Below are 23,985 nucleotides of genomic sequence, written 5' to 3'. Positions count from 1 at the left end.
AGGAGCCGTACCTCACGCTTTGGTTCAGTCTCTTTTATTTATACTGTGAGTGTTTCCTTACAATACGCAGTTTTTAGTACTTTCTTCGTATCCATTTTTTCAAACCACTTATTCGACCTTGTGTCTGCTCAACTGGCGCATTATCAATAATCAGCAAGGCAATCATAACGTATGCAATCCAGCTATCTCGCGAATATAGGGTGTAGCGTGAGACCCAGTTCGTAGCGTACTTGCTTTTGTATTCTCTTAATCCATGGAAAGAATAAAAATGAGAGCCAAACTCGTAAACCAAGTAAGCAATTCTTTCCTGTAAAAAACTCTTTCTGGAAGTACCAACATTTGAAAGAGGGGCCATCCCTAAATTGAACCATTGGATATGTTCTTCTTTCATATAAGCAAACAAATGCAGGAACAAGAAATCCATACTGCCGGAAGGTGCTTTTTTGGGATCATATCGCATCAAATCGATCGTTCCTACTTTGTTGTTCGTGTAAGTAGGCATGATCGTCGCAAAAGCGACAATTTCTTCTTGAGTATTTTTGACTACAGCAATAGGCGCTCTTTGTAAATAATCTTCAGAGAAAAAGCCTAAAGAAAAACCTTTTTCTTTTCGTGAACCCAACCAATTATCAGAAATATTTTTGAAAATACTCATTTGCTCAGCAGAAAATGGCGGTTGTAAGACATCAAATGTAAATCCTTCTCGTTCAATTCGGTTCAAGACAGCCCGAGTGCCCTTCATTTTTTTCCCTGATGTTGTAAAACTATTCAGGTCTACATAAGCTTCTTCCCCCATTTTAATGAAGTCATAGCCGAATTCATGCAAAATCATAACGATTTCTTCGCTTGTTTCGTAGAAAACAGGTAAATAACATAATCGGTCTGTCTCTTCGATGAAAGCTTCAATTGCTTCTGGAAAATCTTCTTTCTTACCAGAAGGATCGCCCATTACGACGCATTTATTATTGAAGCAAGCGAATTGGAGAAGCACAGTTGGTTCACCGTCTTTTTCGTAGACAAACATCCGCTTGTCTTTTAAGAAGATCAATTGACTGTCGGAGTTTCCTCCATAAGTTGTGAGGATCTTCAGTGCCTTTTCTTCATTAAAGGCTTCGCCAATCTGTTTCTTTTCTCCTTGAAGAAAATGGACAAATAGAACGATCATGAAACTAACGGCGATAATGGCCAACAACCCTGAAAACCAAATCTTTTCAGAAGGGAATAAGAAAAAGGAAATAAAATGGTGACGCCGATGTGGAAAATCAGGCAGATTGTATACACCAATAACAATATAAAGCAATGTCAATGCACCGATAATGATTCCGTCGATCGTACGCCATTCCCACGAATAGATGAGTTGTTCCCGAAACAGTTCGTTTTTGGACGCAAGAATGATCAGAAACAGAATAGACAAGAAAATCACCGGTGTGAAGCTAAAATCGCTTAATAAAACATAAAATAAAGCGAGTGCGATCAAGAAAATTGTAGGCAGATAGGCTCGTTTTACGCGTGCAGCGATCCCTCTCCCCATAACAATCAAAAGAAATCCTAATAATATACTAGGAAACTGGATAATAAAGTGGAATTTCAATGGGTTCAAACTATGAAGCCAGCGAAACTCTGTAAAAGCTTGCGGAATAGTGGCAGAAAGTACCAACATGATTCCAGAAAAGTATAAAAGTACAACCACGATTTTATGCGCGATTTCTGTTGCTAACTGCTTAGGGATACCTGAATAACGCTGATCAAAAGTGGAACCGATATTTTTGAAGAAAAAGACGATTCCAATCAAAAACGGAATGATGTAGTAGAACAGACGATAAAGCAAGATCCACACAACGACTGTTTCTCTTGGCACACCAATAGCAGATAATCCGATAATCATCATCACATCGAAACTGCCGATCTCGCCAGGAATCATAGACACGATCCCTATCACTGAAGCAGCAATGAATAACGGAATCGTTTGCCACAGATCGATTCGGATTTCCATTAGGTAACCAACAGAAAGGAAACTGAACAGGACACCAGACCATTCCAATAATGAAACAAGCAAGAGCTGTCCTTGCGTTTTAAGTGAGGTACCACCAAGGAATCCTTTCTTTTTGAAAGTAGTGAATAAAAAGACAACAGGAAAATACAGACCACCGCCAATCAGCCATATCCAATATTGCTTCAAGAAAGGAGCGACTGGTGTGAAGACTACAAGTAAAAAAGAAAGCAGACTGTAAATAGAAAGTCCAGCCATCAAAAACAAGAAAACTTTCGATAATGCTTGGATCACGTTTCTGCTCTCTTTCTTTTGTCCATATAGTTCAGAGCGAAGCCCCACACTAACAAACCCGCCGAAACCGGCAATATTGTTGATTGTATTGATCAGCCAGCTTGTCTCAAACAAGTAACGAGGATTCTGCTTTTGTTCAAGCATCCGATTCAAAATAATATCATAACCAATCATAGGTAACACAGAGACAAGACCAATCAACAGCATAAGTCCGCTTTTCCAAATAGGTATAGTGGCAAACGTTTCTCCTAATTGCTGGATAGATAGAGTTTTACCGATGGACATCAATTCACCGACAATAATGACAATGACAGAAATTAAAAAGATTGTTTTGAACAGTCCTAGATGGTTTTTCAGCCATTGTATGGTAGTTTTTAACAAATAAATCACCTTCTATTCCTAATAATTATGTTTCAGAAAGAAATTGAAGAACTTCTCGGTTGAAGCGTTCAGGATCTTTTCTAGCTAATTCATGTCCTTGTTCTTTTACAAGTACAAAAGAAGCTTTTGGTATAGTTTTAGCTATATACAGAGAATGTTTCAGCTTGATTACATCTTTTTTTCCTACAATAATTAATGTTGGGGAGTTGATTTTTTTTAAATCATTTTCTGTAAGGCCGATATCATGTAGCAATAGTTTAATAACTAACAGATTTTTGCGAAGGCTTGGGCGAAATAAAGAGAGAAACCATACCCATGCATAATGAAAATTGCTGATGACTCTGGCAGAAAAACGAACACCTTTAACTAGCGTGTTTCCAGAATTTAAAATCAGTCGATGAACTTTTTGAGGAAAGCTGCTGGCAAATACTAATGCCAAATTTGCGCCATCACTAAATCCAAGAAAATCTGCCTGATTGATTTTTTCTAGCAACATAATCGTATTCAGATCCTCAGCCATCAAATGAAAATTCAATATAGATGCTTCATTTGTTGAACGGCCATGTCCTCTGCTGTCTACTAGATAAACGGTATAGTAGCGTTCAAGTACGGGAACCTGTTCTGAAAAAAAGCGGCCGCTGCCATCATTGCCATGCAGTAAAAAGAGTGGGAAGCCTTGACCACTCTTTTCATAATAAATTTTGCTCCCGTCTGACATTTTTGCATATTTCTTTTCTTTTTTCACATAATCACCTACTGTGTAAAGTATAACGATTATAACAGTCATTGGGCAATTGTTTTTACTGAAAAACAACGATCATTTTCGTAAGATGATAAAAAACACAGGAAAATTCATTTTTTCTTAAGGTGTACACAGAATTTAAGGAAGAAATAGCCAAGAAGATAAAGAAATAGTAAGATAAAAAAGATGTCAAAATAACTAGGTGATGAAATGAAGCGAAAACGATTATCTATTATCCGTATTCTTTTTTACATGATCATTCTAATGGTCATTGGTGCGGTGTTGTTTTTAGGAGGAAGAACTTATCGCTCGGTAAAACGGGTGGAAAGCTATCAAATAGAAATAACGACAGCTGCAAAAAATTATCATATGGAAGCATACGAAAAATTGATCAAGGCAATAATCTTGACCGAATCAAAAGGAAAAGGCACAGATCTCATGCAGAGTTCAGAGAGTTTGCATGGAGAAGCCGATGTCATTGATAATCCAGCTGACAGTATTGATCAAGGGGTCAAATATTTGGCGGAGATGATAATGGAAGCAAAAAAACAAGGATGTGATCTGTGGACTGCTGTCCAAGCGTATAATTTTGGGAAAGATTATATTGCCTACGTAAAAAATCATGGCGGAGAAAACACAGTAGAACTAGCAGAAGCGTATTCTAAAGATGTGTTGAGCCCACTTTTAGGAAATGAAGAAGGAAAACAGTACCGCTATTGGCGGATCCAGTCCTTGCTTTACAACGGCGGCTATCTCTATCATAATGGAGGTAATATGTTTTATCCTGATATTGTCAAAATGAATGAAAAAATAATAGAGACTTACGAAAAAGTCTTTAAATAAACGAATAGGAAATATCCGAACATAATAAAATGAGCTGAAAGAAGGAGTGCGCAAATAGTGGAAAAAAGGCAAAAAATGGAAAATCAAAAAGTGGGGTACACAACCAAAGATTGGATGTTGCGGTTTGTGAAGGGAATGTTTATCGGTTCAGGATTTATCTTGCCGGGGGTCAGCGGGGGTGCATTAGCAGCTGTTTTTGGCATGTATGAGCGACTGATTTCTTTTCTAGCCCATATCACAAAAAATTTCAAAGAAAATGTTTTGTTTTTCCTGCCTGTTGGTCTAGGCGGAGTGACAGGCATCTTTTTACTTTCTTTTTTAGTCAGTTTTTTATTAGGGGCGTATGAAACAACAATATTGTGGTTTTTTGTTGGGTGTATCGTCGGAACTGTTCCTGCGTTATGGAAAGAAGCAGGAAAAAAAGGACGAGATACTTCTGATGTAATCATCATGGTTGTTACTTTTGTTCTGGCTTATTTGTTTTTATTATACGGTGCTCGATTATTTGATGGACAAGTCGATCAGAATTTTGGGACTTGGCTGATCGCCGGCGGATTGATTGGTTTAGGTATGATTGTCCCAGGATTGAGTCCTTCTAATTTTTTGGTATATATGGGATTGTACAAAGCGATGGCTGACGGATTTAAAGAAGTTCGGTTTGAAGTCATCTTGCCGATTGGAATTGGTGGGGTTCTTTGTGTCCTTGGCCTGTCAAAAATCATGGATTATATTTTCTCAAAGGCATACAGTAAGCTATTCCATTTTATTTTAGGCGTCGTTTTTGCTTCAACGATTATGATCATCCCTACTGATTACGCGGGATTGGGAGTCGCTGGAGTGCTAGCTTGTCCTGTTCTTTTTGTAGCTGGTACAGCACTAGGATGGTGGATGAGCCGTTTGGAAGAACAATATAAGTAAAGATAGTTCGATAATAAAAAACAACACACGGGTGATTCATACAAAAAAGGTCAGCATCTTTTTCGTAAGAATCATTCGTGTGTTTTTCTATAAATTTTATAAAAACAAGTTGTTTTTAATCTTGGAACACGCTAGACTTAAACACGTGATTATTTTTGAAAGTTGGCGGAAAATGGAGAAAAAGAAAATGAATGGACTTACACAGCAAGAAGTAGTTCAGAAAATGGCTTCTGGCCAGCAAAATGACTACCAGGAAGATGCATCAAAAAGTACAAAGCAAATATTCAGCGATAATATATTGACGTTATTCAATTTTCTGAACTTCGGTATCGGAATTTGTCTGTTATTTGTAGGTGCTTATTCCAACATGGCGTATTTAGCAATTATTATCGTAAATATCGTTATTGGAATTTATCAAGAAATACATGCAAGAAATCTTGTACGGAAATTATCGATTGTTTCCCAATCAGAAGTACTAGTGATTCGGGACGGTAAAGAACAATCGATTTCTACTAAAGAGCTGGTATTAGGAGATTTGGTAAAGATCGGAGCTGGAGAACAGATACCAGCCGATTTGCAGGTCATATCAGGACGGGCAGAAGCAAATGAAGCTCTTTTGACAGGTGAATCTGACTTGATTGTCAAAGAAGCTGGAGCTGAATTGCTTTCTGGGAGCTTTTTGACAAGTGGTTCTGTCATGGCTGAAGTCATCCGAGTAGGGGCAGATAATTATGCTGTCCGCTTGACTAGCGAGGCAAAAACCCACAAAGCTATTCATTCTGAACTTGTAGATTCGATTCGTAAAGTATCCAAGTTCACTAGTTTCGTGATTATTCCTTTAGGGATCATACTATTTTTGGAGGCACTGTTCATTCGCGATGCTTCTATCAAGATTTCAGTTATTGCCTCTGCAGCAGCTTTGTTAGGGATGCTTCCAAAGGGATTAGTATTGTTGATAAGTATTGCGTTAACGACAGGTGTAACAAAACTGGCAAAAAAACGGATTCTTGTTCAAGACATGTATTCCATTGAAACACTTGCTCACGTCGATACATTATGTTTGGATAAAACAGGAACCATTACTGAAGGGAAAATGAGTATCCAGCGTGTAGAAGCATTACATCCGCTGTATGAAAAAGCTATTCCAGAAATTATGGGAACGTATCTTGCAGAAAGCAGTGATAACAACATCACCATGCGGGCGATGAGAGAGTATTTTGAGCTTTCTAATCGTTATGATGTAACAAACAAAGTCGCATTTTCTTCTGATCGCAAATGGGGTGCGATGGAGTTTCCAGAATTAGGAGTCGTATACGTAGGAGCACCTGAACGCTTGGTGGAAGAAGATCGACTGCCAGATAGTCTAAAAACAGCTCAAGCGAATGGCTATCGCGTCCTTATGTTGGGGATTGCTCCAAATCAGCAATTAAACGAAGAAACCCCCGCGTTTGTTGAGCCAGTTGCTCTGTTTGAAATCGATGATCCAATCCGAAAAAATGCGCCAGAAACACTAGCTTATCTTCATGAGGAAGGCGTTGACCTGAAAGTAATCTCTGGAGATAATCCATTTACTGTCTCCAATATTGCTAGACGTGCAGGATTACCGAATTATGATGCGTATATCGACCTTTCTCAGATTACTGAAGAATCGGACGTGCGAGAAGCCGCGCATCAATATACCGTTTTTGGTCGAGTGAGTCCTCAGCAAAAGAAGTTACTGGTAAATGAATTAAAAGATAGCGGCAGAACGGTTGCGATGACAGGTGACGGCGTGAATGATGTTTTGGCATTAAGAGAAGCAGATTGCAGTATCGCCATGGCAGAAGGTGACGGAGCGACACGTCAAATTGCTAATCTAGTATTGTTGGACTCTGATTTTACGACATTGCCAGAAGTCCTGTTTGAAGGACGTCGAGTAGTCAACAATGTGACGAAAGTCTCCGGTATCTTTTTCATCAAAACGATTTATTCTTTTATTTTATCGATTATCTGTGCCGTTACAGCTATTGGATTTCCATTTATCCCTATCCAGATCACGCTGATTGATTTGGCGATTGAAGGGTATCCTTCCTTCTTTTTATCATTTGAACAAGATAAACGCAAAATCACTTACCGTTACTTGCCTACTGCACTTATCAACGCTTTGCCGAATGCCTTGCTTGTAGTAGTGAATATCATAGCAGTGTATCTACTTGGAAAAACGTTCGCGTGGGGAAGTAGTGAAACCACTACGTTGATGTATTACTTGCTAATTGGAATCAGCTGCATGGCAGTTGTAAAAGCTTGTTATCCTTTCAACCCGTTGCGAATATTCTTAGCAGTAACAACAATCGTAGGGATATATGTAGCTGCGATGCTGTTCCACGGAATTTTGGAAGTAAACTTAGGTTTAGGAGAAACCATAGGATACTTCGTTATGTTCATGATCGTAAATATTGTCCTTCGATTATTGTACTGGAAGGCTGATATTCAAAATCAGCTACTGAAAAGAGTAGCAAATTGATGCTTAATTAAATAGAAATGTGTTATACTTGAAAAAGAATTGAAATATGATACAATCAAACATGTATAATTGTGTCCTTTAAAATCGCACTGATTTCAGTTAGTGCGATTTTTTACCGGTTATTCTCCTGAAATATCTTTTGTTAAAACGAAAAGATATCAATAAAGCAGGGGGTGGAAAAATGGCTCAACGGATTCCTCAAGAAGTTATCGAAACGGTACGCAGTCAAACGAATATCGTTGAGGTGATTGGACAATATGTCCAATTGAAAAAGTCTGGTAAAAACTACTTAGGGTTGTGTCCTTTTCATGAAGAACGCACACCATCCTTCTCTGTTGCAGAAGACAAGCAGATCTTTCATTGCTTTGGTTGCGGTAAGGGCGGAAACGTGTTTACTTTTCTTCAAGAACTAGAAGGACTGAGTTTTCCAGAAGCAGTGATAAAAGTAGCAGATTTCGAACAGATTCCGTTGGAAGATCAATGGCGTCAGCGAACGGTAGCTGTACAAAATCCTGAATCTGCTACAGGAAAATTGATTGCTGCTCATGAAAAAGCAGCGGAAATCTATCATCACATGCTGTTGCATACAAAAGCGGGACAGCCAGCCTTAGAATATTTGCAAAGTCGTGGGTTGTCTTTAGAATTGATTGAAGAATTCAATATCGGCTTTGCACCTAATGAACGCTCGTTTCTTCAGCAAGTCTTCAAGAATGAATCATTCTCAAATGAATTGTTAGAACGTTCTGGATTGTTTGTCACACATGATGATGGCCGTATGTCGGACCGTTTTTACCAAAGGGTGATGTTTCCCCTTCGTAATCCTCAAGGCCAGACAATCGGGTTTTCAGGACGCTGGCTTGCACCTGAAAAAGGGCAGGAAAAAGATCAGCCCAAATATTTGAACAGTCCGGAAACAGAATTATTCAATAAAAGACAAGTTTTATTTAATCTTGATAAAGCAAGAAGCGATATCCGAAAAAATGGAGAAGTCGTGTTGTTCGAAGGTTTTATGGATGTGATTGCTGCATGGCAGGCTGGTATCAAAACTGGATTAGCTTCCATGGGAACAAGTCTGACAGCTCAACAGATCCAGCAAATGGAAAAACTGACGAAAGAACTGGTTTTTTGTTATGACGGAGATAACGCAGGTTTTGAAGCAACCAATCGAGGGATTGAATTGCTTCGGCAAAATAGTCGCTTAGGACTTTCGGTCGTAGTCGTTCCAGAAAAGCTTGATCCTGATGAATATCTCCGTAAGTATGGGGAAGCATCTTTTCAAGAATTAGTGGCTCATGGGCGTGAAACAGTTTTTACTTTTAAATCACGTTATTTGAAACAAGGGAAAAATTTAGAGAATGAAAAAGACAAAATCGAGTACCTTGAAGAATTATTAGTTGAACTTAGCCGAGTCGTTTCACCAATTGAACAAGATATGTATTTATCGCAGCTGTCCACAGAGTTTCAGGTCAGCAGAGAGACGATACAAAAACAATTGCGTGAGCTCCGAAGAACAAATCAGCAAAATCGTCAAGAACCTCAGGAAAACCAGTATACGCAGACCAAGAGACAAGAAACTGCACGGAAGAAGAGACCGTTGACGCAGGTAGAAAAGGCAGAGCAGATTCTGTTGTACCGCGCATTTAAAGAAGTTTCTGTCCGCAATATTTTAAAAGAACGAGAATTTCAGTTTATCCACGACGCATACGCAGAAGTTTATTTTTTATTCGATGCATATGTCTCACAACATTATGAATTCAACCTTGCAGAGTTTTTAGACTTTTTGCAAGATGAAAATTTAAGGCGGTTGGTGGTGGAGATCGAATATTTACCGGTGGCAGAAGAAAGTTCGCCACGGGAAATCCAAGACTTGCTAGATGTGATCAGCAAATCTGGCTTAGCTGATGAAATAACATTAAAAAAACAAATGCAGCAAGAAGCCAGACGTACTGGGAACAAACAGCTTGAGCTTGAATTGACGATCGAAATCATCAATTTAACGAAACAGTTAAAACAAGCCAAATAGCTACTCAAGGGGGGCCTTCTTTTATGGCAAATGGAACAGATAAAAAAAAGTATGAAGCAGCAGTAGCAGCTTTCATCAAAGAAAACAAACCCAAACGACAAGTTGTATATGATGATTTATCCAATCAGCTTGCTACACCATTCACTTTGAATGCAGATGAAATGGACAAATTGATCCAAAAGATTGAAGACGCAGGTATCAGTGTGGTGGATGAAAATGGTGATCCATCAATTCACAGCTTGAAAAGTGCTGAGAAAAAAGCTGAACAGGCAAAAACAGAAGATCTATCTGCGCCAACCGGTGTAAAAATCAATGACCCGGTTCGTATGTATCTGAAAGAAATTGGCCGTGTCTCCCTTTTAACTGCGGAAGAAGAAGTAGCGTTAGCATTGAAAATCGAAGAAGGCGACCAAGAAGCAAAACAGCGTTTAGCAGAAGCAAACCTTCGTTTAGTAGTAAGTATCGCTAAACGTTATGTAGGGCGAGGCATGCAGTTCCTTGACTTGATCCAAGAAGGAAATATGGGGCTGATGAAGGCAGTTGAAAAATTTGACTATCGCAAAGGGTTCAAGTTTTCTACTTATGCTACATGGTGGATTCGTCAAGCAATTACTCGTGCAATCGCCGACCAAGCACGTACGATCCGTATTCCAGTTCACATGGTAGAAACAATCAATAAATTGATTCGTATCCAGCGTCAATTGTTGCAAGACCTAGGAAGAGAACCTACGCCGGAAGAAATCGGTGCAGAAATGGACCTTCCGACAGAAAAAGTCCGCGAAATCTTGAAAATCGCGCAGGAACCTGTTTCTCTTGAAACGCCAATCGGTGAAGAAGATGATTCTCATTTAGGTGATTTCATCGAAGACCAAGAAGCAACAAGTCCAGCAGAACACGCAGCATATGAACTACTAAAAGAACAATTGGAAGATGTACTAGATACATTGACTGATCGGGAAGAGAATGTCCTTCGCTTACGTTTTGGCCTAGACGATGGACGTACGAGAACACTGGAAGAAGTAGGAAAAGTATTTGGTGTTACTCGGGAACGTATTCGTCAGATCGAGGCTAAAGCGTTGAGAAAATTACGCCATCCTTCTCGTTCAAAACAATTAAAAGACTTCTTAGAATAAGCATGAACTATTGATCAGAAGAGAAATCAGTAAAATGGTTTGGTTTATTTTAAAAGAAAAAAAGCTTGGGACTACGCGGTCTCAAGCTTTTTTTTCTATAGGGAAAAAATTTATTCATTATTTTTAAGTAAATCCTAAAAATAAGCTATTGGCGTGACGTATAGAATATGATAGATTAAATGGTAGCGTAAACCTAGTAAAGGAGCCGATCGCTAAGTGATGAAAAAATGTCCAAATTGCGGATCGAAAAAAATGGATGAGAACAATATCTGTCCAGACTGCGGTCATCAACTAACTGCAGAAGATCAGCAAACAAAAGAAACAATCGAAGAAATAAATGCAGATGAAACTATGCAGGATAAATCAACTGAAGACGCAGTCTTTCCTGATACAGAATTAAACGATCCAATCGAATGGTCGGAATTGAAAGATCTACCTCTCGAATCTGTGATAGAATTATTCGAAAAAACAGAACCAGAAGACGATGTATCATCTACTCACGATAAAGTAGCCAATAAAGAAAAAATGGAACAGAAGAAAGTGACTGTTCATGAGACTTTGGAAAAATCAGGAAAGAATCAAGAGGAAACCCTTGAATCAAAACAAAAAAGAAGAGTAGCTGAACTAAAAGAAATCGTCGAGAATGAGGAAGAAAATTCGATACTATCCGCCTATATCAAAGCACATCGTGAAGATACAAAGGAAGAGCACGCGGAAGAGCTGCTCAAAATGATCAGTGAAAAAATTGCACAGGAAAACAAAGTAGAACCAGAACATGAAGCTGAAAAAGACATTAGTAGAGTAAACGCTGCAGGTAAAGAATCAGTAAAAACGAATGATCTAAAAACGGATGTCCCGGAAAAAACTGAAACATTGTCTGAAAAACAATCAGAAGACGAGAAATCGAATGGGTTGCCGGAAGCAGAGAAAAAAGAAATGCTCGAAAAAGCAGACAAGAAATCAACAGAGTCAGATAGTATAAATAATGAATCCGATGCTGAAAGTCAATCTGCAAGTGAAGATAGCACTGTTCTTGAAGCTAAAATAGAAAAAGAAGAGAACCAGCCTGAGCTGATTGAAGCAGAAACAGAACCAACAACAATCGTGCCAAATACTGTAAAAACGCCTCAAGAATCAAACCTAGAAAAAAAAGATCTAGATAAGACACAAAAGAAAAAATCAAAAAAAGTGCCTTATCTCGCTTTAGCAGCAGTTCTTCTACTAGGTGGGGGAGGCTGGGCTTATTATGACCATCATCAAAAAGTAGAAGCCGAAGTAGCAGCAGAAGCAAAAAGACAGCGACAAATGGAAGACCTTCACGGGAAACTTGCTGCCTTTTATACAGATGATCACCATCAATTTATTCGTGCAGATATGATTCATCAAGATCTATCGAAATTAAAAAATGATTTATCAAGTCTTAAGAATGAAAAAGGATATTCAGAGTTAGAAACAACTTATCAAGATATCCAATCTAAGATCCAAGATATCCAGAAAGTGAATGAATGGTTCGTAGCTCCTGTGATCGTCGATGATCATCTAGCAGATGACATCAAGTTGAAAGCAGATAAAGAGATACAAACGATCGAAACGGATAACACAGATTTTGGAAAATTGATTCAACAAGCACAAACAGAAGCTAAAAATCAATATGCTGAATTGCAAACAGCTAAAGAAAAAACAGCTATAGTCTTTAAAGACGGAAAAGTAGTGGGTTCAGCGACACGCGACCAATACAAGACGGCAAAAGAAGCAGTAGAAAAGGTGAAAAATACAGATCTATCTGCTCAGTTGAATGAACAATTGAAACAAGTAGATAAGATGCTCACTGATAAAGAGAAAAAAGAAGAAGAGGAAAAGAAAAAAGCAGAAGAAGCGAAAAAAGCAGCTGAAGAACAAGCAAAACAAGCCGCTCAAGCAGCAGCTGCAGCTCAAGCCGCTCAACAAGCTGCGGTCGCACAAGCAGCACAGCAAGAAGCGGCATCCTCGACCCCGTCCTCTTCAAACTCAGCAAATCAGCCAATCAAATCTGCCAGAGCAAGTGATATTGCCGATGCATCTAATCCAGCATGGACGTGGGCACCAGGTGTCCAAAGCAAAGTGATTGCTACATGTATCCAACGTGGATATATCGTTGAAGGAGGATACAGATTAGAAAAAGCCAGAATCGAAAATGGGGAAGGCTATTACAATCTATATGCCACTTCAACAAAATCTGCATTGATGAAAGGCATTGGAGAAAGTGCGTTGCCATTTTATATCGTAACGATCAACTGTAAAACTGGGTGGTTCGGAGGAAATGGGAGCAATTAGTTTTAGCTAAACGAAAGAGGTTGTGAGCCTGCCGTTTCACTCTGAGTCACAAGGAACAATTTCAAAAAACAGCTTCTCATGTTTGATGAATAGTGTGACTTGAAACCGAAGAGTTGGCAGGTGAACATCGTTTATTCGAAAAAGGGGAGTATGACACAACTGTCGTCATACTCCTTTTTTCACCTTTCCAAAGCAAGGCTCAACTATTCAAGTAGATAACATTATGTTATGATAGCAAAGAAATGTATTAAGAAAACCTTTCACTATAGAGGGAGAAAAAAATGAACGATTTATTAGCAACTATATTTACAGGTATTATTATTGATGAAAATGAAAAAAATTACTTTGTCCAAAAAAATGGGCAAACCTTTGGCTTAAGCAAATCAGAAGGCGAGCACAAAATCGGTGAGGCAGTGGAAGGATTCGGCTACCAAAATCAAAAACATGAAAACCGGATCACTACACAAATTCCAAAAAGTCGCATCGGTCACTATGCATTTGGAATCGTTACTGCTACACGAAAGGATTTAGGGGCATTTGTCGATATCGGTCTTCCAGATAAAGACTTTGTTGTATCTCTTGATGAATTACCGACCATGACAGAGCTGTGGCCTAAAAAGGGAGATCGTTTGATGATTTCCCTTAGAGTTGACGCAAAGGACCGTGTTTGGGGTAGCTTAGCAGACGAAAAAATATTCAAATCTTTAAGCAAGTATGGAACAGAAGAAATGAAAAACAAAGATGTGATAGGAACAGCCTACCGTTTGAAATTAACAGGTACGTATGTTTTGACTGAAGATTTCTATCTTGGGTTTATCCATCCTTCTGAACGATATAACGAACCTCGACTAGGCGAGCAGGTAAAAGGGCGTGTGATCGGTGTCCGACCAGATGGTGTACTGAATCTTTCATTGAAACCAAGAGCGTATGAAGCAATATCAGATGATGCACAAATGATTTTAACCATTTTAGAACGTTCTGCAGATCAGCAAATCAACTTTACAGATAAATCAGATCCAGAAGACATCATGAAAGCTTTCGGCATCAGCAAAGGTGCTTTTAAGCGAGCATTAGGCAATCTTTTGAAACAAGGACTGATTAAACAAGAAAATGGTGTGACAAAATTAGTCAAAAAATCTAATTGAGAATCCCTTGCATGTTTTTCTTAACTAGCTTATAATAATTTTAATTAACACAGTGCTATTGTTTTTCTAAATTGTAATTATTATAAATTGTTGGGGTTGAGTAAATGGTCATGAATGCTATTTCGGCGATGAAAAAAACAAAACAGCAGCTACATGAATCGGGGTTCAAGCTGACACCGCAAAGAGAAGCTACCCTGCTTGTGCTTTTGGAGAATGAGAAAGAGCATTTGTCTGCAGAAGAGATCTTCTTTTTAGTGAAAAAAAAGAGTCCAGAAATTGGACTTGCTACTGTTTATAGAACCCTTGAAATCTTGACAGAATTAAAAATTGTCGATAAAGTAAGTTTTAATGATGGATTAGCCCGTTATGATTTGAGAAAAGAAGGCGCCAAACATTTCCATCATCATTTACTATGCTTGAACTGCGGCACGATCGAGGAAGTAGAAGAGGATCTTTTACTTGAAGTGGAGCAAGTAGTAGAAGAACGTTATCATTTTTTAGTAAAAGATCATCGGCTGACGTTCCATGGAATCTGTCAGGAATGTTATGAAAAAGAAAAAAGAAACCAGTCCGTCTGAGTGTCTAGACGGCTTTTTCTTTGCTCAGATTATGGAAAAAGACTATCAGAATGAAGCGGTATCTGATATGATAGAGGGGCATGAGGGGGATTATTATGAAAGAGCAAATCAACGATTATCTCCACTACTTGAATATTGAACGGGGATTATCCGCCAATACACGTCAAAGCTATGAACGTGATTTGGAACAATACTTGCATTTTCTAGAAGAGCAGAAAGTTGCTTCATGGCAAGATGTCGATCGTTTTTTAGTCATCCGTTTTCTGGAAAAACTGCATGAAGAAAAAAAAGCGACAGCAACCGTTACGCGGATGATCTCAAGCCTCAGAAGATTCCATCAGTTTTTACGACAAGAGCGTGTTACGGATCATGATCCAATGCAGCATATCGATACGCCAAAGAAAGCGCAGAAATTACCAAGTACATTGACGCTGGCAGAAGTAGAAAAGCTGATTGAAGCACCTGATACGACAAAAACGTTAGGGATAAGAGATCGTGCAATCTTAGAAGTCATGTATGCTACTGGGATGCGCGTCAGTGAATTGATTGGATTGAAATTGGGAGATCTTCATCTTTCTCTTGGGCTGGTACAGACAGTCGGTAAAGGAGATAAAGAGCGGATTATTCCTTTAGGTGATTATGCGATCCAATGGCTGGAACGCTACTTAGACGAAGCACGTCCGTTACTTGTAAAGGACGCATCTGAAATGCATGTATTTGTCAATAATCATGGAAAAGGTCTTTCCCGGCAAGGAATCTGGAAAAATCTGAAACAGCTAGTAAGAGAGGCTGGGATTTACAAAGAAGTAACGCCGCATACGCTGCGGCACAGCTTTGCCACCCACTTGCTAGAAAACGGAGCAGATTTGCGGACAGTACAAGAATTGTTAGGTCACGCGGATATCTCTACGACACAGATTTATACACATATCACGAAAAAAAGGATGACAGATGTTTATAAGCAGCATTTTCCAAGGGCTTAGTCATAGGAAGGTGAGAAGATGTTAACACATTACCGAAAAGAAAACCGTAAAATTGCTATGGGACTGTTGAGTTTCCATAAGAAGCTGACAGGTAAGTCTTCTTTGTTGAAGGAGATAGATACGTACGAATCTGAAGATGATTATGAACTTTTTTTCTTTACGCCAGAAGGTTCGACCAACATTCAAGGAATCATTGGTGTTTATTGGGCAACGAACGATCAGCTGATCATCCATGACATTTCTTTGAATCCATCTTATCGTGGTGAGAATATGGGCTTCCAAATGTTAGATGAATTACAAGAAAAGTATCCGGATGTCTCCATCCGTGCAACTGAAATCACAGAGCCTTATATTGGAAAGTGGCTAGCAAAGAAAAAGAAGAAAGAGTGAATGAGTTGACGGAGATCAATATTAAATTAGATGTATTCGAGGGACCTCTCGATCTGCTGCTTCATCTGATTCAGCAAATGGAAATCGATATATATGATATACCAATTGCTACGATCACAGAGCAATATATGAATTATATCCATACAATGAAAACACTAGAGCTAGCTGTTGCAGGAGAATACCTAGTGATGGCTGCTACATTGATGGCAATCAAAAGTAAGACGTTGCTCCCTATCCAAGAGTTTGTTACAGATGATGAAGAACTATGGGAAGAAGATCCTCGAGAAGAATTGGTCACTCAGCTTTTAGAATACCGTAAGTATAAGTATGCGGCTGAAAAATTAACAGAAAAAGCAGAGGAACGAAGTCTTTATTACACAAAAGACCCTATGAACATCGATGGATTGGCGGATGTTGAAAAGCCGTTGAAGCGAGGACAAGTCAAAAAAATCGATCTGATCCGTGCCATGCAGAAAATTTTGGAACGTAAGAAATTTTCTCAAAAAGTGGAAAAAACGATCACGCCGGATGATACAACGATCGAAGAACGAATGATCTTTATCGAAGAGCGTATAAAAAGAAATACGCATGGCTGTACCTTCGACTCTTTTTTTGAGTCGCCTTCCAAAAGTGAAGTTGTCACTACTTTTATGGCTTTGCTAGAGTTGATGAAAAAAGGACAGATTATTGCGCAACAAAAAGAAAACTATGAATCAATTATGCTTTATCCAGCAGTAGGAGATACCGAACATGACGAAATTAAGTGAACTTGAAGCCCTTCTTTTTATTGTTGGTGAGGAAGGAATCAGTAATGAAGAATTAAGCGGACTGTTGAATCTCAGTGAAGCAGAAGTCGCAAATTTAGTGAAAGAATTAAGAGACTCTTACGCTCAAAACCCGCACTCAGCTTTGCATATTTTTGAAACGGAAAGCCATTATGTATTAACGACTAAAAAAGAGCTAGCGCCATTGCTCAAGCGATATGCGCAAGGAACATCGAACACGTTATCTCAAGCCGCTGTCGAGACTTTAGCAATCATTGCCTATAAACAACCAATCACACGAGCTGAGATCGAGCAGATTCGAGGCGTTCAGGTTTCAGGAGCGGTACAGCGTCTGGCTGCTCATAAACTGATTGAAGAAAAAGGCAGAGTAGAAGGACCAGGTCGACCGATATTATATGGAACAACTGGTTACTTCTTGGATTATTTTGGGCTGAAATCATTAGAGGAACTGCCTGATACACAAGAAATGGAAATTTCACTTGAAGAAGATGTGTCACCAGATCTATTCTTTGATGGAATGAATAAAGGAGAACAATTGTAAATGGAGAGATTACAAAAAGTAATTGCCCACGCTGGCATTACTTCTCGTCGAAAAGCAGAAGAATTTATCCTTGCAGGACGTGTAAAAGTAAACGGACAAGTTATAAGAGAATTAGGGATAAAAGTTGGAAAACATGACACTGTGGAAGTGGATGAAGTGCCAATTTATCAAGAAGAATACGGTTATTATTTATTATACAAACCTAAAGGAGTCATTTCTGCTGTAGCAGATGACAAAGGAAGAAAAGTCGTTACGGACCTTCTGCCGATGGTAAAAGAACGAATTTACCCCGTAGGTCGACTGGATTACGATACTTCGGGTATCTTACTGCTGACAAATGATGGAGATTTTGCCCAGCGCCTGACACATCCAAAACATGAAGTGGATAAAGTTTATGTCGCAAAAGTAAAAGGGATTGCGACAAAATCAATGCTTGCACCTTTGGCAAAAGGAATAAAGATCGAAGGACGAAAAACGTCTCCAGCTAAGTTCCAAATTTTATCAGTGGATCCTAAGACAAATCACAGTATCGTGGAATTGACGATCCACGAAGGACGGAATCATCAAGTGAAAAATATGCTTCAAGCAGTTGGGCTCCCTGTGCAAAAGTTAAAACGTGAAAAATACGGTGATTTGACATTACAAGGTCTACGCCCTGGGGATTATCGTGAATTGAACAAAAAAGAAGTCAGCAGCTTATTGAACCATTCAAAATAAACACTTACTTTTTATAAGTGTTAAATGTTGCGTTTTTTGAAGAGATATGTATAATGAATATGTAAACAAAATTTATATAAGGTTCGTCTTCAGGGGCAGGGTGAAATTCCCGACCGGTGGTTATAGTCCACGACCTATTTTGCAAAAAATAGCTGAATCGGTGAAATTCCGATACCGACAGTACAGTCTGGATAAAGAAGATAGGGCTTATTTGACGCACACTTGATCAAATAACTCTAACTCTATTTTCCCTGGAAAATAGAGTTTTTTCATTTGGAGAGAAACGTCAAAAAGTTCGCTGAAGAGGAGTCCTAACAGGAGGATTTCAAATGAAGAACACCCGTGTACAGAAAATGGTTGCAGTAGCGATGTTTGCTGCGATCGCATTAGTTTTACAGTATTTTGCTTTTCCGATCATGCCGGCTTTTAGTTTTTTGAAGATTGATTTTAGTGATATCCCGGTATTGATCAGTATGTTCTTATTCGGTCCAGCGGCCGGAGTAGCAACAGCGTTCTTGCGTTCAGTATTACATCTGCTGACTACAGGTTTTTCTCCAGATAACCTAGTGGGAGACACAGCTAGTTTCTTATCAACAACGATCTTTACCTTTCCGATTTATTACTTCTTTAGTGTAAAGAAACAGCATAAAGGAAGAAATAAATTTTTAGGTGTGATTACAGGAACGATTGCTCTGACTATTTTCATGAGTATCGCGAATTATTTCGTTATTACGCCTCTTTACTTAATGTTTTTAGGACTGAACGCGACACAGATGTTGGGGATGTCTTTAGCAAATTATGTATTGATTGGGATTGTTCCTTTCAACTTAATCAAAGGATTCATCGTGAGTGCTGTCTTTTTAGTGCTACATGCGCAACTTCTTCCATGGTTAAGTCGAAAACAACATCAGTTGGAACAACGTCATACAGCAGTTAAATAAATGTCAAAAAGATCAAGAAATTCTTGATCTTTTTTTTTGGAAAAAAATACAATACATGCAATATTGTAAACGTTTTATTTGTCTGTTTTGAGTATTTTTTTTATTTATGCATAAAAATCAATTGGTTCTTTTGAAATGTGAAATCCTTCTCCTTTTAAAAGACAGAAATGTTTGTTTATATAAAAAAGGAAACGCTACAATAAAAATGAAGAAAGCTTTAAAAACCTAAGAGAAGGGGGAGGAAATAGGAAAAAACGAACTTTTTGAACAAAAGTTTTATAAAATGCGTGTTATTATTTTTGTTCTGGTACTCTTTTTGATAAAATAACATTAGAGTCAAAAATGATGTCTCTAACGGAAAAGAAAGGAAGAAGAAGATGGAACAAACAAAGAAGAAAAAATTTCAAATGCCTTCAGCGTATACGGTCTTATTCATTATTATTGCAGTAATCGCTGTACTTACTTGGTTTATACCAGCTGGGCACTATAGTGTAGACGATGCAGGCAACATTGTCGCTGGATCATATGAACGAGTACAACAAAATCCTCAAGGGCTGTGGGATATTTTCATGGCGCCAATCAATGGGATGCTAGGTGTACCAGCGGGGGAGCTAACTAAAGAAACACCTGCTGCAATCCCAATCTCTTTCTTCATTTTAGTTGTTGGTGGATTTTTAGGTATTATCAACAAAACAGGTGCACTAGATGCCGGAATCGCTTCAGTTGTGAAGAAATTCAAAGGAAAAGAAAAAATGCTTATTCCAGTATTGATGCTGTTATTTGCATTAGGCGGATCTACTTATGGAATGGCAGAAGAAACGATTCCGTTCTATGCTTTACTGATCCCAGTTATGATGGCAGTAGGCTTTGATACAGTGGTAGCGGTAGCCATCGTATTAGTAGGGTCTCAAGTAGGTTGTTTAGCTTCAACGGTCAATCCTTTCGCAACAGGCGTAGCTTCACAAGCTGTTGGGATTTCGATGGGTGAAGGTATTGGTCTTCGATTCTTGATGTTCGTTATTTTGTTAGCTATTTCTATTGTATATGTGTATCGCTATGCATCAAAAATCGAAAAAGATCCAACAAAATCATTAGTATACAATCAACGTAAAGAAGATATGAAACATTTCGATATCGAAGCAATCGGTCGCCAAGAAGTAATCACGAAAAAACAAAAACATGTAAATGTATTGTTCTTCATTACTTTTGGTATCATGATCATCAGTTTGATTCCTTGGACAACCTTGAATGCGAATTTCACAATTTTTGAATCGTTGACAAACTGGTTAACAAATCTTCCAGTACTAGGTACTGTTTTAGGTAAAAGCATGCTTCCACTAGGTGACTGGTACTTCCCAGAAATTACTATGTTGTTCTTAGTCATGTCAATCGTCGTAGCAATCACGTATGGTATGAAAGAATCTGAATTCGTCTCTGAATTTTTAGCTGGTGCTTCTGACTTGATTGGTGTAGCTATCGTAGTAGCTGTTGCTCGTGGTATCCAAGTAGTTATGAACAACGGGTTGATTACAGACACTATCTTACACTGGGGCGAACAAGGATTAAGTTCATTATCTTCAAGTGTATTCATCATCATTACATTTATTTTCTATATTCCTATGTCATTCTTGATTCCTTCAACTTCTGGCTTAGCTGCTGCAACAATGGGAATCATGGGACCTATGGGTGAATTTGCCGGTGTAGGGAAGGATTTAGTTATCACTGCTTATCAATCTGCGTCTGGCTTAGTAAACTTGATTACACCAACATCAGCTATCGTAATGGGTGCTGTAGCGATTGCTCGTTTCGATGTTTCAGTATGGTGGAAATTTACTGGTAAATTAATTGCGATATTATTTGTAGCCATCTGTGTGATCCTAGGTGTAGCAGCAATGTTCTAAACCTAGACAAATACAGGTACAAGGTCTATCATAAGAGTGAAGAAACCGATATACGGCTATCGATAAGCACGTGGATAAGTCGATTGCTCCATTCAGTGAGTGTTTTTTCTTTCATCATTTGTTAAGAACATTCTGCTTGCTGATGGAGCAGGCTTAAAACGTCATTATTAGAGAAGAAGAGGTTGTGTCGGAGGCATTTGACATAACCCTTTTTAACATATTAGGAGGTTAAAATCATGAAACAATTTGTGACAGAACAACATCATGAACAAGCATTAGAATCATTGAGCGAATTGATCCGTATCCCTTCCGTACTAGATGAAGCAGATTCAGGGAAAGGACACCCCTTCGGTAAAAAAGTGATTGAAGCTTTAGACAAAGTATTGGAAATCAGTGAAAAGCTAGGATTTAGAACATTTAAAGATCCAGAAGGCTATTACGGTTATTCAGAGATTGGCTCAGGAGATGAATTATTCGGTATCTTGTGTCATATGGATGTTGTTCCGGCAGGCGACGAAAACAATTGGGAAACGAAACCATTCGATCCAACCGTAAAAGATGGCTGGTTAGTTGGTCGTGGCTCCCAAGATGACAAAGGTCCTTCCATTGCGGCAATGTATGCTGTAAAAGCTTTGATGGACGCTGGCGTGGAATTCAAAACACGTATTCGTTTTATCTTTGGTACTGATGAAGAAAATTTGTGGCGTTGTTTAGAAAAATATAACGAAAAAGAAGAAGGCATTACGCAAGGATTTGCGCCAGACGCTGAATTCCCTTTAATTTATGCGGAAAAAGGCTTATTACAAGCTTACTTGACAGGCCCTGGAACGAACGATTTTTCTGTAAAAGCTGGAGGGGCGCTGAATGTTGTTCCTGATGCAGCTCCTTATTCTGGTGAAAAGATTTCTGAAGTAAAAGAAGCATTGAAAAAACACGGATTCGATTTCGAAGAACAAGGCGAAGGAATCGTCGTTCTTGGTAAAAGTATCCACGCGAAAGATGCCGCACAAGGAGTGAATGCTATTTCTCGTCTGGCAATCGCTCTTTCAGAAGTATTCGATTTTGGCCCAATCAATTTCTTAGGAAAATTAGTTCAAGAAAATGCAACTGGTGAAGCAGTCGTGGGCAAGACAGAAGATGAACAATCTGGTGAGCTAACGATGAACTTTGCAAGTTTGGAAATCACACCAGAACAAACAAAAATCGGTGTAGATATGAGAATTCCTGTGACATTCAAAAAAGAGGATTTAGTAGCTAAATTAACGAAAACAGCAGAAAAATATGAGTTGTCTTATGAAGAGTTTGACTTCCTAGATTCATTATACGTGCCATTGGATAGTGAGTTAGTGAAAAACCTATTGGGGACATATCGCGAGATTACTGGAGACATGACTGAACCATTTGTATCAGGTGGCGCTACCTTTGCTCGTACGATGAACCAGTGTGTGGCATTCGGTGCGATGTTCCCTGATACTCCTGACTTCATGCATCAGGCAAATGAACGATGGGAATTAAGCAGTATGTATAAAGCAATGGAAATTTATGCAGAAGCAGTGTATCGTTTGTGCGCTAAATAAAAAATAATCATATAAAAAGGCGGATATTCAAATGGATATTCCGTCTTTTTTATTTGGTGCTGGAAAGTTTGCATTTTTCTCTTATTTTTTTTAAGGTATAATCATACTTGATTGAGAAGAAGGTATAAACTCAGATAGAAAAGGTGGGAGAAATTGAAAATATTTAGACGAATACTAATTGGCTTAGTCATTATTTTAGGATTACTTGGCGGAGGCGGTTATTACTATATACAGCAAAATACGTACGAACCATCGTTAGAAGCACAAAAGGTGGTAAAAGAAGGAAGAAACAAAGAAGATTATTTGTTTTTTGAAGGAGAGAAAAAGAACCAGGCAAAGTCTCCATTACTTATTTTTTATCCTGGTGCTCTCGTAGACCCAGAAAGTTATAGTATTTGGGCGCAAGATTTAGCAAAAAACGGCTACTCAGTTGCTATTGTCAAAATGCCTCTTGATCTAGCAGTGATAGGTGGAAACAAAGCGGATAAGATCAAAGAAGATTTTCCGGATTCCGATTATGTGATCGGTGGTCACTCTTTAGGCGGTGTCATGGCAAGTCGATATGCGAATAAGAATCATTCAGACAGTCATTTAAAAGGGGTATTCTTCATGGCAAGCTATCCCGATAAAAAAGGAACATTGAAAGAATCAGCTGTCCCAGTTTTATCCATTACAGCAACTAAAGATAAAGTATTGAATCAGAAAGCTTATGAAGAAGCCAAGCAGTACTTACCAGAAAGAACAGAGTATGTATCAATCAACGGCGGGAACCACGGAGGCTTTGGTAGCTATGGTGAGCAAAAAGGAGATGGAGAAGCAGAAATTTCTAACGCAGATCAGCAAACTGTGATTGTCAATACATTGGAAAACTGGCTGAAAAAGTTGAAATAACCGAAATGGGTCCTATAGGGTCTATGAAAAAACAAGTCAAATAAATAGATAATAAATATAACTTTCAAAATAAGTCGGGATTTCACGGAATGGGAGAAACAGATCCCGGCTTATTTTCAAGTTTAGAAAATCTAGTGTTCATTTTTAAAGCTTAGTTTGACTTAAATTTTGTTTTCTAATAAAATCGCCCGAACTGGACATTTTTGATACGCTTTTCTTACATACGCTTCTTCTTCCGGCATGACGAACTGTTGATGAGCCTCTGGTTCTTGGGCAAATAAAACGATTCCTTCTTCATCATAATCGAAAATATCCGGCGCTTCGATTTGGCAAAGACCGCATGCAATACAGCGTTCAGGTACAAGTTTACATAGTAGTGACATTTCTAACCATCCT

Annotated in this window: 20 protein-coding genes and 1 riboswitch; of the genes, 17 read left to right on the top strand and 3 right to left on the bottom strand. The window is 38.6% G+C overall.

All coding sequences use genetic code 11. From position 1 onward, the window contains the following. Positions 1–73: 73 nt before the first annotated feature. Together mprF and A5849_RS10015 are read right to left on the bottom strand one after the other, a co-directional pair. On the bottom strand, positions 74–2,665 hold the full coding sequence (gene mprF / locus A5849_RS10020) for a bifunctional lysylphosphatidylglycerol flippase/synthetase MprF (protein ID WP_002313892.1): 2,592 nt from the start codon (positions 2,663–2,665) through the stop codon (positions 74–76). A 25-nt stretch (positions 2,666–2,690) separates the two neighbouring features. Beyond that, positions 2,691–3,452 (bottom strand): alpha/beta fold hydrolase, encoded by a 762-nt coding sequence (locus tag A5849_RS10015; protein ID WP_002309621.1) that lies wholly within the window; start codon positions 3,450–3,452, stop codon positions 2,691–2,693. A 165-nt stretch (positions 3,453–3,617) separates the two neighbouring features. On the opposite strand from A5849_RS10015, the gene A5849_RS10010 reads away from it, so the two are divergent. The 17 genes from A5849_RS10010 (at position 3,618) to A5849_RS09930 (ending at position 23,589) form a co-directional block, all read left to right on the top strand. Then, complete coding sequence (locus tag A5849_RS10010; RefSeq protein WP_002309620.1) at positions 3,618–4,250, top strand: lysozyme family protein; 633 nt, start codon at positions 3,618–3,620, stop codon at positions 4,248–4,250. A 57-nt stretch (positions 4,251–4,307) separates the two neighbouring features. Next, positions 4,308–5,168 (top strand): DUF368 domain-containing protein, encoded by an 861-nt coding sequence (locus tag A5849_RS10005; RefSeq protein WP_002309619.1) that lies wholly within the window; start codon positions 4,308–4,310, stop codon positions 5,166–5,168. Positions 5,169–5,355: 187 nt separating this feature from the next. Further along, positions 5,356–7,671: a cation-translocating P-type ATPase gene (locus A5849_RS10000; protein ID WP_002309616.1), complete on the top strand. Its 2,316-nt coding sequence runs from the start codon at positions 5,356–5,358 to the stop codon at positions 7,669–7,671. Between the two features lie 181 nt (positions 7,672–7,852). Further along, positions 7,853–9,694 (top strand): DNA primase, encoded by a 1,842-nt coding sequence (gene dnaG, locus A5849_RS09995; RefSeq protein WP_002345046.1) that lies wholly within the window; start codon positions 7,853–7,855, stop codon positions 9,692–9,694. Positions 9,695–9,717: 23 nt separating this feature from the next. Beyond that, on the top strand, positions 9,718–10,827 hold the full coding sequence (rpoD, locus tag A5849_RS09990; RefSeq protein ID WP_002290142.1) for an RNA polymerase sigma factor RpoD: 1,110 nt from the start codon (positions 9,718–9,720) through the stop codon (positions 10,825–10,827). A gap of 219 nt (positions 10,828–11,046) precedes the next feature. Further along, a complete protein-coding gene (locus tag A5849_RS09985; RefSeq protein WP_256924057.1) occupies positions 11,047–13,140 on the top strand; it encodes a cell division site-positioning protein MapZ family protein in 2,094 nt (697 codons plus the stop codon). A 281-nt stretch (positions 13,141–13,421) separates the two neighbouring features. Then, on the top strand, positions 13,422–14,285 hold the full coding sequence (locus tag A5849_RS09980) for a virulence factor B family protein (RefSeq protein ID WP_002290150.1): 864 nt from the start codon (positions 13,422–13,424) through the stop codon (positions 14,283–14,285). 104 nt (positions 14,286–14,389) lie between these two features. Then, positions 14,390–14,863, top strand: a complete 474-nt coding sequence (locus A5849_RS09975; RefSeq protein ID WP_002290152.1) for a Fur family transcriptional regulator — start codon at positions 14,390–14,392, stop codon at positions 14,861–14,863. Positions 14,864–14,958: 95 nt separating this feature from the next. Beyond that, entirely contained in the window at positions 14,959–15,846 is an 888-nt protein-coding gene (gene xerD, locus A5849_RS09970; RefSeq protein ID WP_002309610.1) for a site-specific tyrosine recombinase XerD, read from the top strand. Between the two features lie 18 nt (positions 15,847–15,864). After that, positions 15,865–16,236 (top strand): GNAT family N-acetyltransferase, encoded by a 372-nt coding sequence (locus A5849_RS09965; RefSeq protein WP_002290158.1) that lies wholly within the window; start codon positions 15,865–15,867, stop codon positions 16,234–16,236. Beyond that, complete coding sequence (locus A5849_RS09960; protein ID WP_277885141.1) at positions 16,233–17,003, top strand: segregation/condensation protein A; 771 nt, start codon at positions 16,233–16,235, stop codon at positions 17,001–17,003. Before A5849_RS09965 ends, A5849_RS09960 begins: the two co-directional genes overlap by 4 nt. Beyond that, the gene (scpB, locus tag A5849_RS09955; protein WP_002309607.1) at positions 16,987–17,562 is read left to right on the top strand and encodes an SMC-Scp complex subunit ScpB; all 576 of its coding nucleotides are present in this window, start codon (positions 16,987–16,989) and stop codon (positions 17,560–17,562) included. Before A5849_RS09960 ends, scpB begins: the two co-directional genes overlap by 17 nt. Then, entirely contained in the window at positions 17,563–18,279 is a 717-nt protein-coding gene (locus A5849_RS09950) for a pseudouridine synthase (RefSeq protein WP_002309606.1), read from the top strand. It abuts the gene before it with no gap. Between the two features lie 81 nt (positions 18,280–18,360). Then, a riboswitch (FMN riboswitch) is annotated at positions 18,361–18,485 on the top strand. Positions 18,486–18,608: 123 nt separating this feature from the next. Next, positions 18,609–19,220 carry an ECF transporter S component gene (locus A5849_RS09945; RefSeq protein WP_002309605.1) on the top strand — a complete coding sequence of 204 codons (612 nt, stop codon included), beginning with the start codon at positions 18,609–18,611 and terminating at the stop codon, positions 19,218–19,220. Between the two features lie 377 nt (positions 19,221–19,597). Beyond that, complete coding sequence (locus A5849_RS09940) at positions 19,598–21,121, top strand: YfcC family protein (RefSeq protein WP_002290168.1); 1,524 nt, start codon at positions 19,598–19,600, stop codon at positions 21,119–21,121. Between the two features lie 236 nt (positions 21,122–21,357). Then, positions 21,358–22,698, top strand: coding sequence for a M20 family metallopeptidase (locus A5849_RS09935; protein ID WP_002309602.1), 1,341 nt, complete (start codon positions 21,358–21,360; stop codon positions 22,696–22,698). Between the two features lie 153 nt (positions 22,699–22,851). Next, a complete protein-coding gene (locus A5849_RS09930; RefSeq protein WP_002345049.1) occupies positions 22,852–23,589 on the top strand; it encodes an alpha/beta hydrolase in 738 nt (245 codons plus the stop codon). 161 nt (positions 23,590–23,750) lie between these two features. Here the strand turns inward: A5849_RS09930 and A5849_RS09925 are convergent, their stop codons facing one another. Continuing rightward, entirely contained in the window at positions 23,751–23,972 is a 222-nt protein-coding gene (locus A5849_RS09925; RefSeq protein WP_002309599.1) for a ferredoxin, read from the bottom strand. Positions 23,973–23,985 lie beyond the last annotated feature (13 nt).

The organism is Enterococcus sp. 10F3_DIV0382, from assembly GCF_002140245.1.
In the GTDB taxonomy this organism is placed as follows: Bacteria; Bacillota; Bacilli; order Lactobacillales; family Enterococcaceae; genus Enterococcus_B; species Enterococcus_B lactis.
Note: the sequence above shows the minus strand (reverse complement) of the source record. Positions and strands in the feature narration are given on the sequence as shown.

Excerpts from the sequence above, each read along its gene's own strand:
- A5849_RS10015 (WP_002309621.1), bottom strand. The coding sequence starts at position 3,452 with ATGACTGTTATAATCGTTATACTTTACACAGTAGGTGATTATGTGAAA.
- A5849_RS10010 (WP_002309620.1), top strand. The coding sequence starts at position 3,618 with ATGAAGCGAAAACGATTATCTATTATCCGTATTCTTTTTTACATGATC.
- A5849_RS10000 (WP_002309616.1), top strand. The coding sequence starts at position 5,356 with ATGAATGGACTTACACAGCAAGAAGTAGTTCAGAAAATGGCTTCTGGC.
- dnaG (WP_002345046.1), top strand. The coding sequence starts at position 7,853 with ATGGCTCAACGGATTCCTCAAGAAGTTATCGAAACGGTACGCAGTCAA.
- rpoD (WP_002290142.1), top strand. The coding sequence starts at position 9,718 with ATGGCAAATGGAACAGATAAAAAAAAGTATGAAGCAGCAGTAGCAGCT.
- A5849_RS09985 (WP_256924057.1), top strand. The coding sequence starts at position 11,047 with ATGAAAAAATGTCCAAATTGCGGATCGAAAAAAATGGATGAGAACAAT.
- A5849_RS09980 (WP_002290150.1), top strand. The coding sequence starts at position 13,422 with ATGAACGATTTATTAGCAACTATATTTACAGGTATTATTATTGATGAA.
- A5849_RS09975 (WP_002290152.1), top strand. The coding sequence starts at position 14,390 with ATGGTCATGAATGCTATTTCGGCGATGAAAAAAACAAAACAGCAGCTA.
- xerD (WP_002309610.1), top strand. The coding sequence starts at position 14,959 with ATGAAAGAGCAAATCAACGATTATCTCCACTACTTGAATATTGAACGG.
- A5849_RS09965 (WP_002290158.1), top strand. The coding sequence starts at position 15,865 with ATGTTAACACATTACCGAAAAGAAAACCGTAAAATTGCTATGGGACTG.
- scpB (WP_002309607.1), top strand. The coding sequence starts at position 16,987 with ATGACGAAATTAAGTGAACTTGAAGCCCTTCTTTTTATTGTTGGTGAG.
- A5849_RS09950 (WP_002309606.1), top strand. The coding sequence starts at position 17,563 with ATGGAGAGATTACAAAAAGTAATTGCCCACGCTGGCATTACTTCTCGT.
- A5849_RS09945 (WP_002309605.1), top strand. The coding sequence starts at position 18,609 with ATGAAGAACACCCGTGTACAGAAAATGGTTGCAGTAGCGATGTTTGCT.
- A5849_RS09940 (WP_002290168.1), top strand. The coding sequence starts at position 19,598 with ATGGAACAAACAAAGAAGAAAAAATTTCAAATGCCTTCAGCGTATACG.
- A5849_RS09935 (WP_002309602.1), top strand. The coding sequence starts at position 21,358 with ATGAAACAATTTGTGACAGAACAACATCATGAACAAGCATTAGAATCA.
- A5849_RS09925 (WP_002309599.1), bottom strand. The coding sequence starts at position 23,972 with ATGTCACTACTATGTAAACTTGTACCTGAACGCTGTATTGCATGCGGT.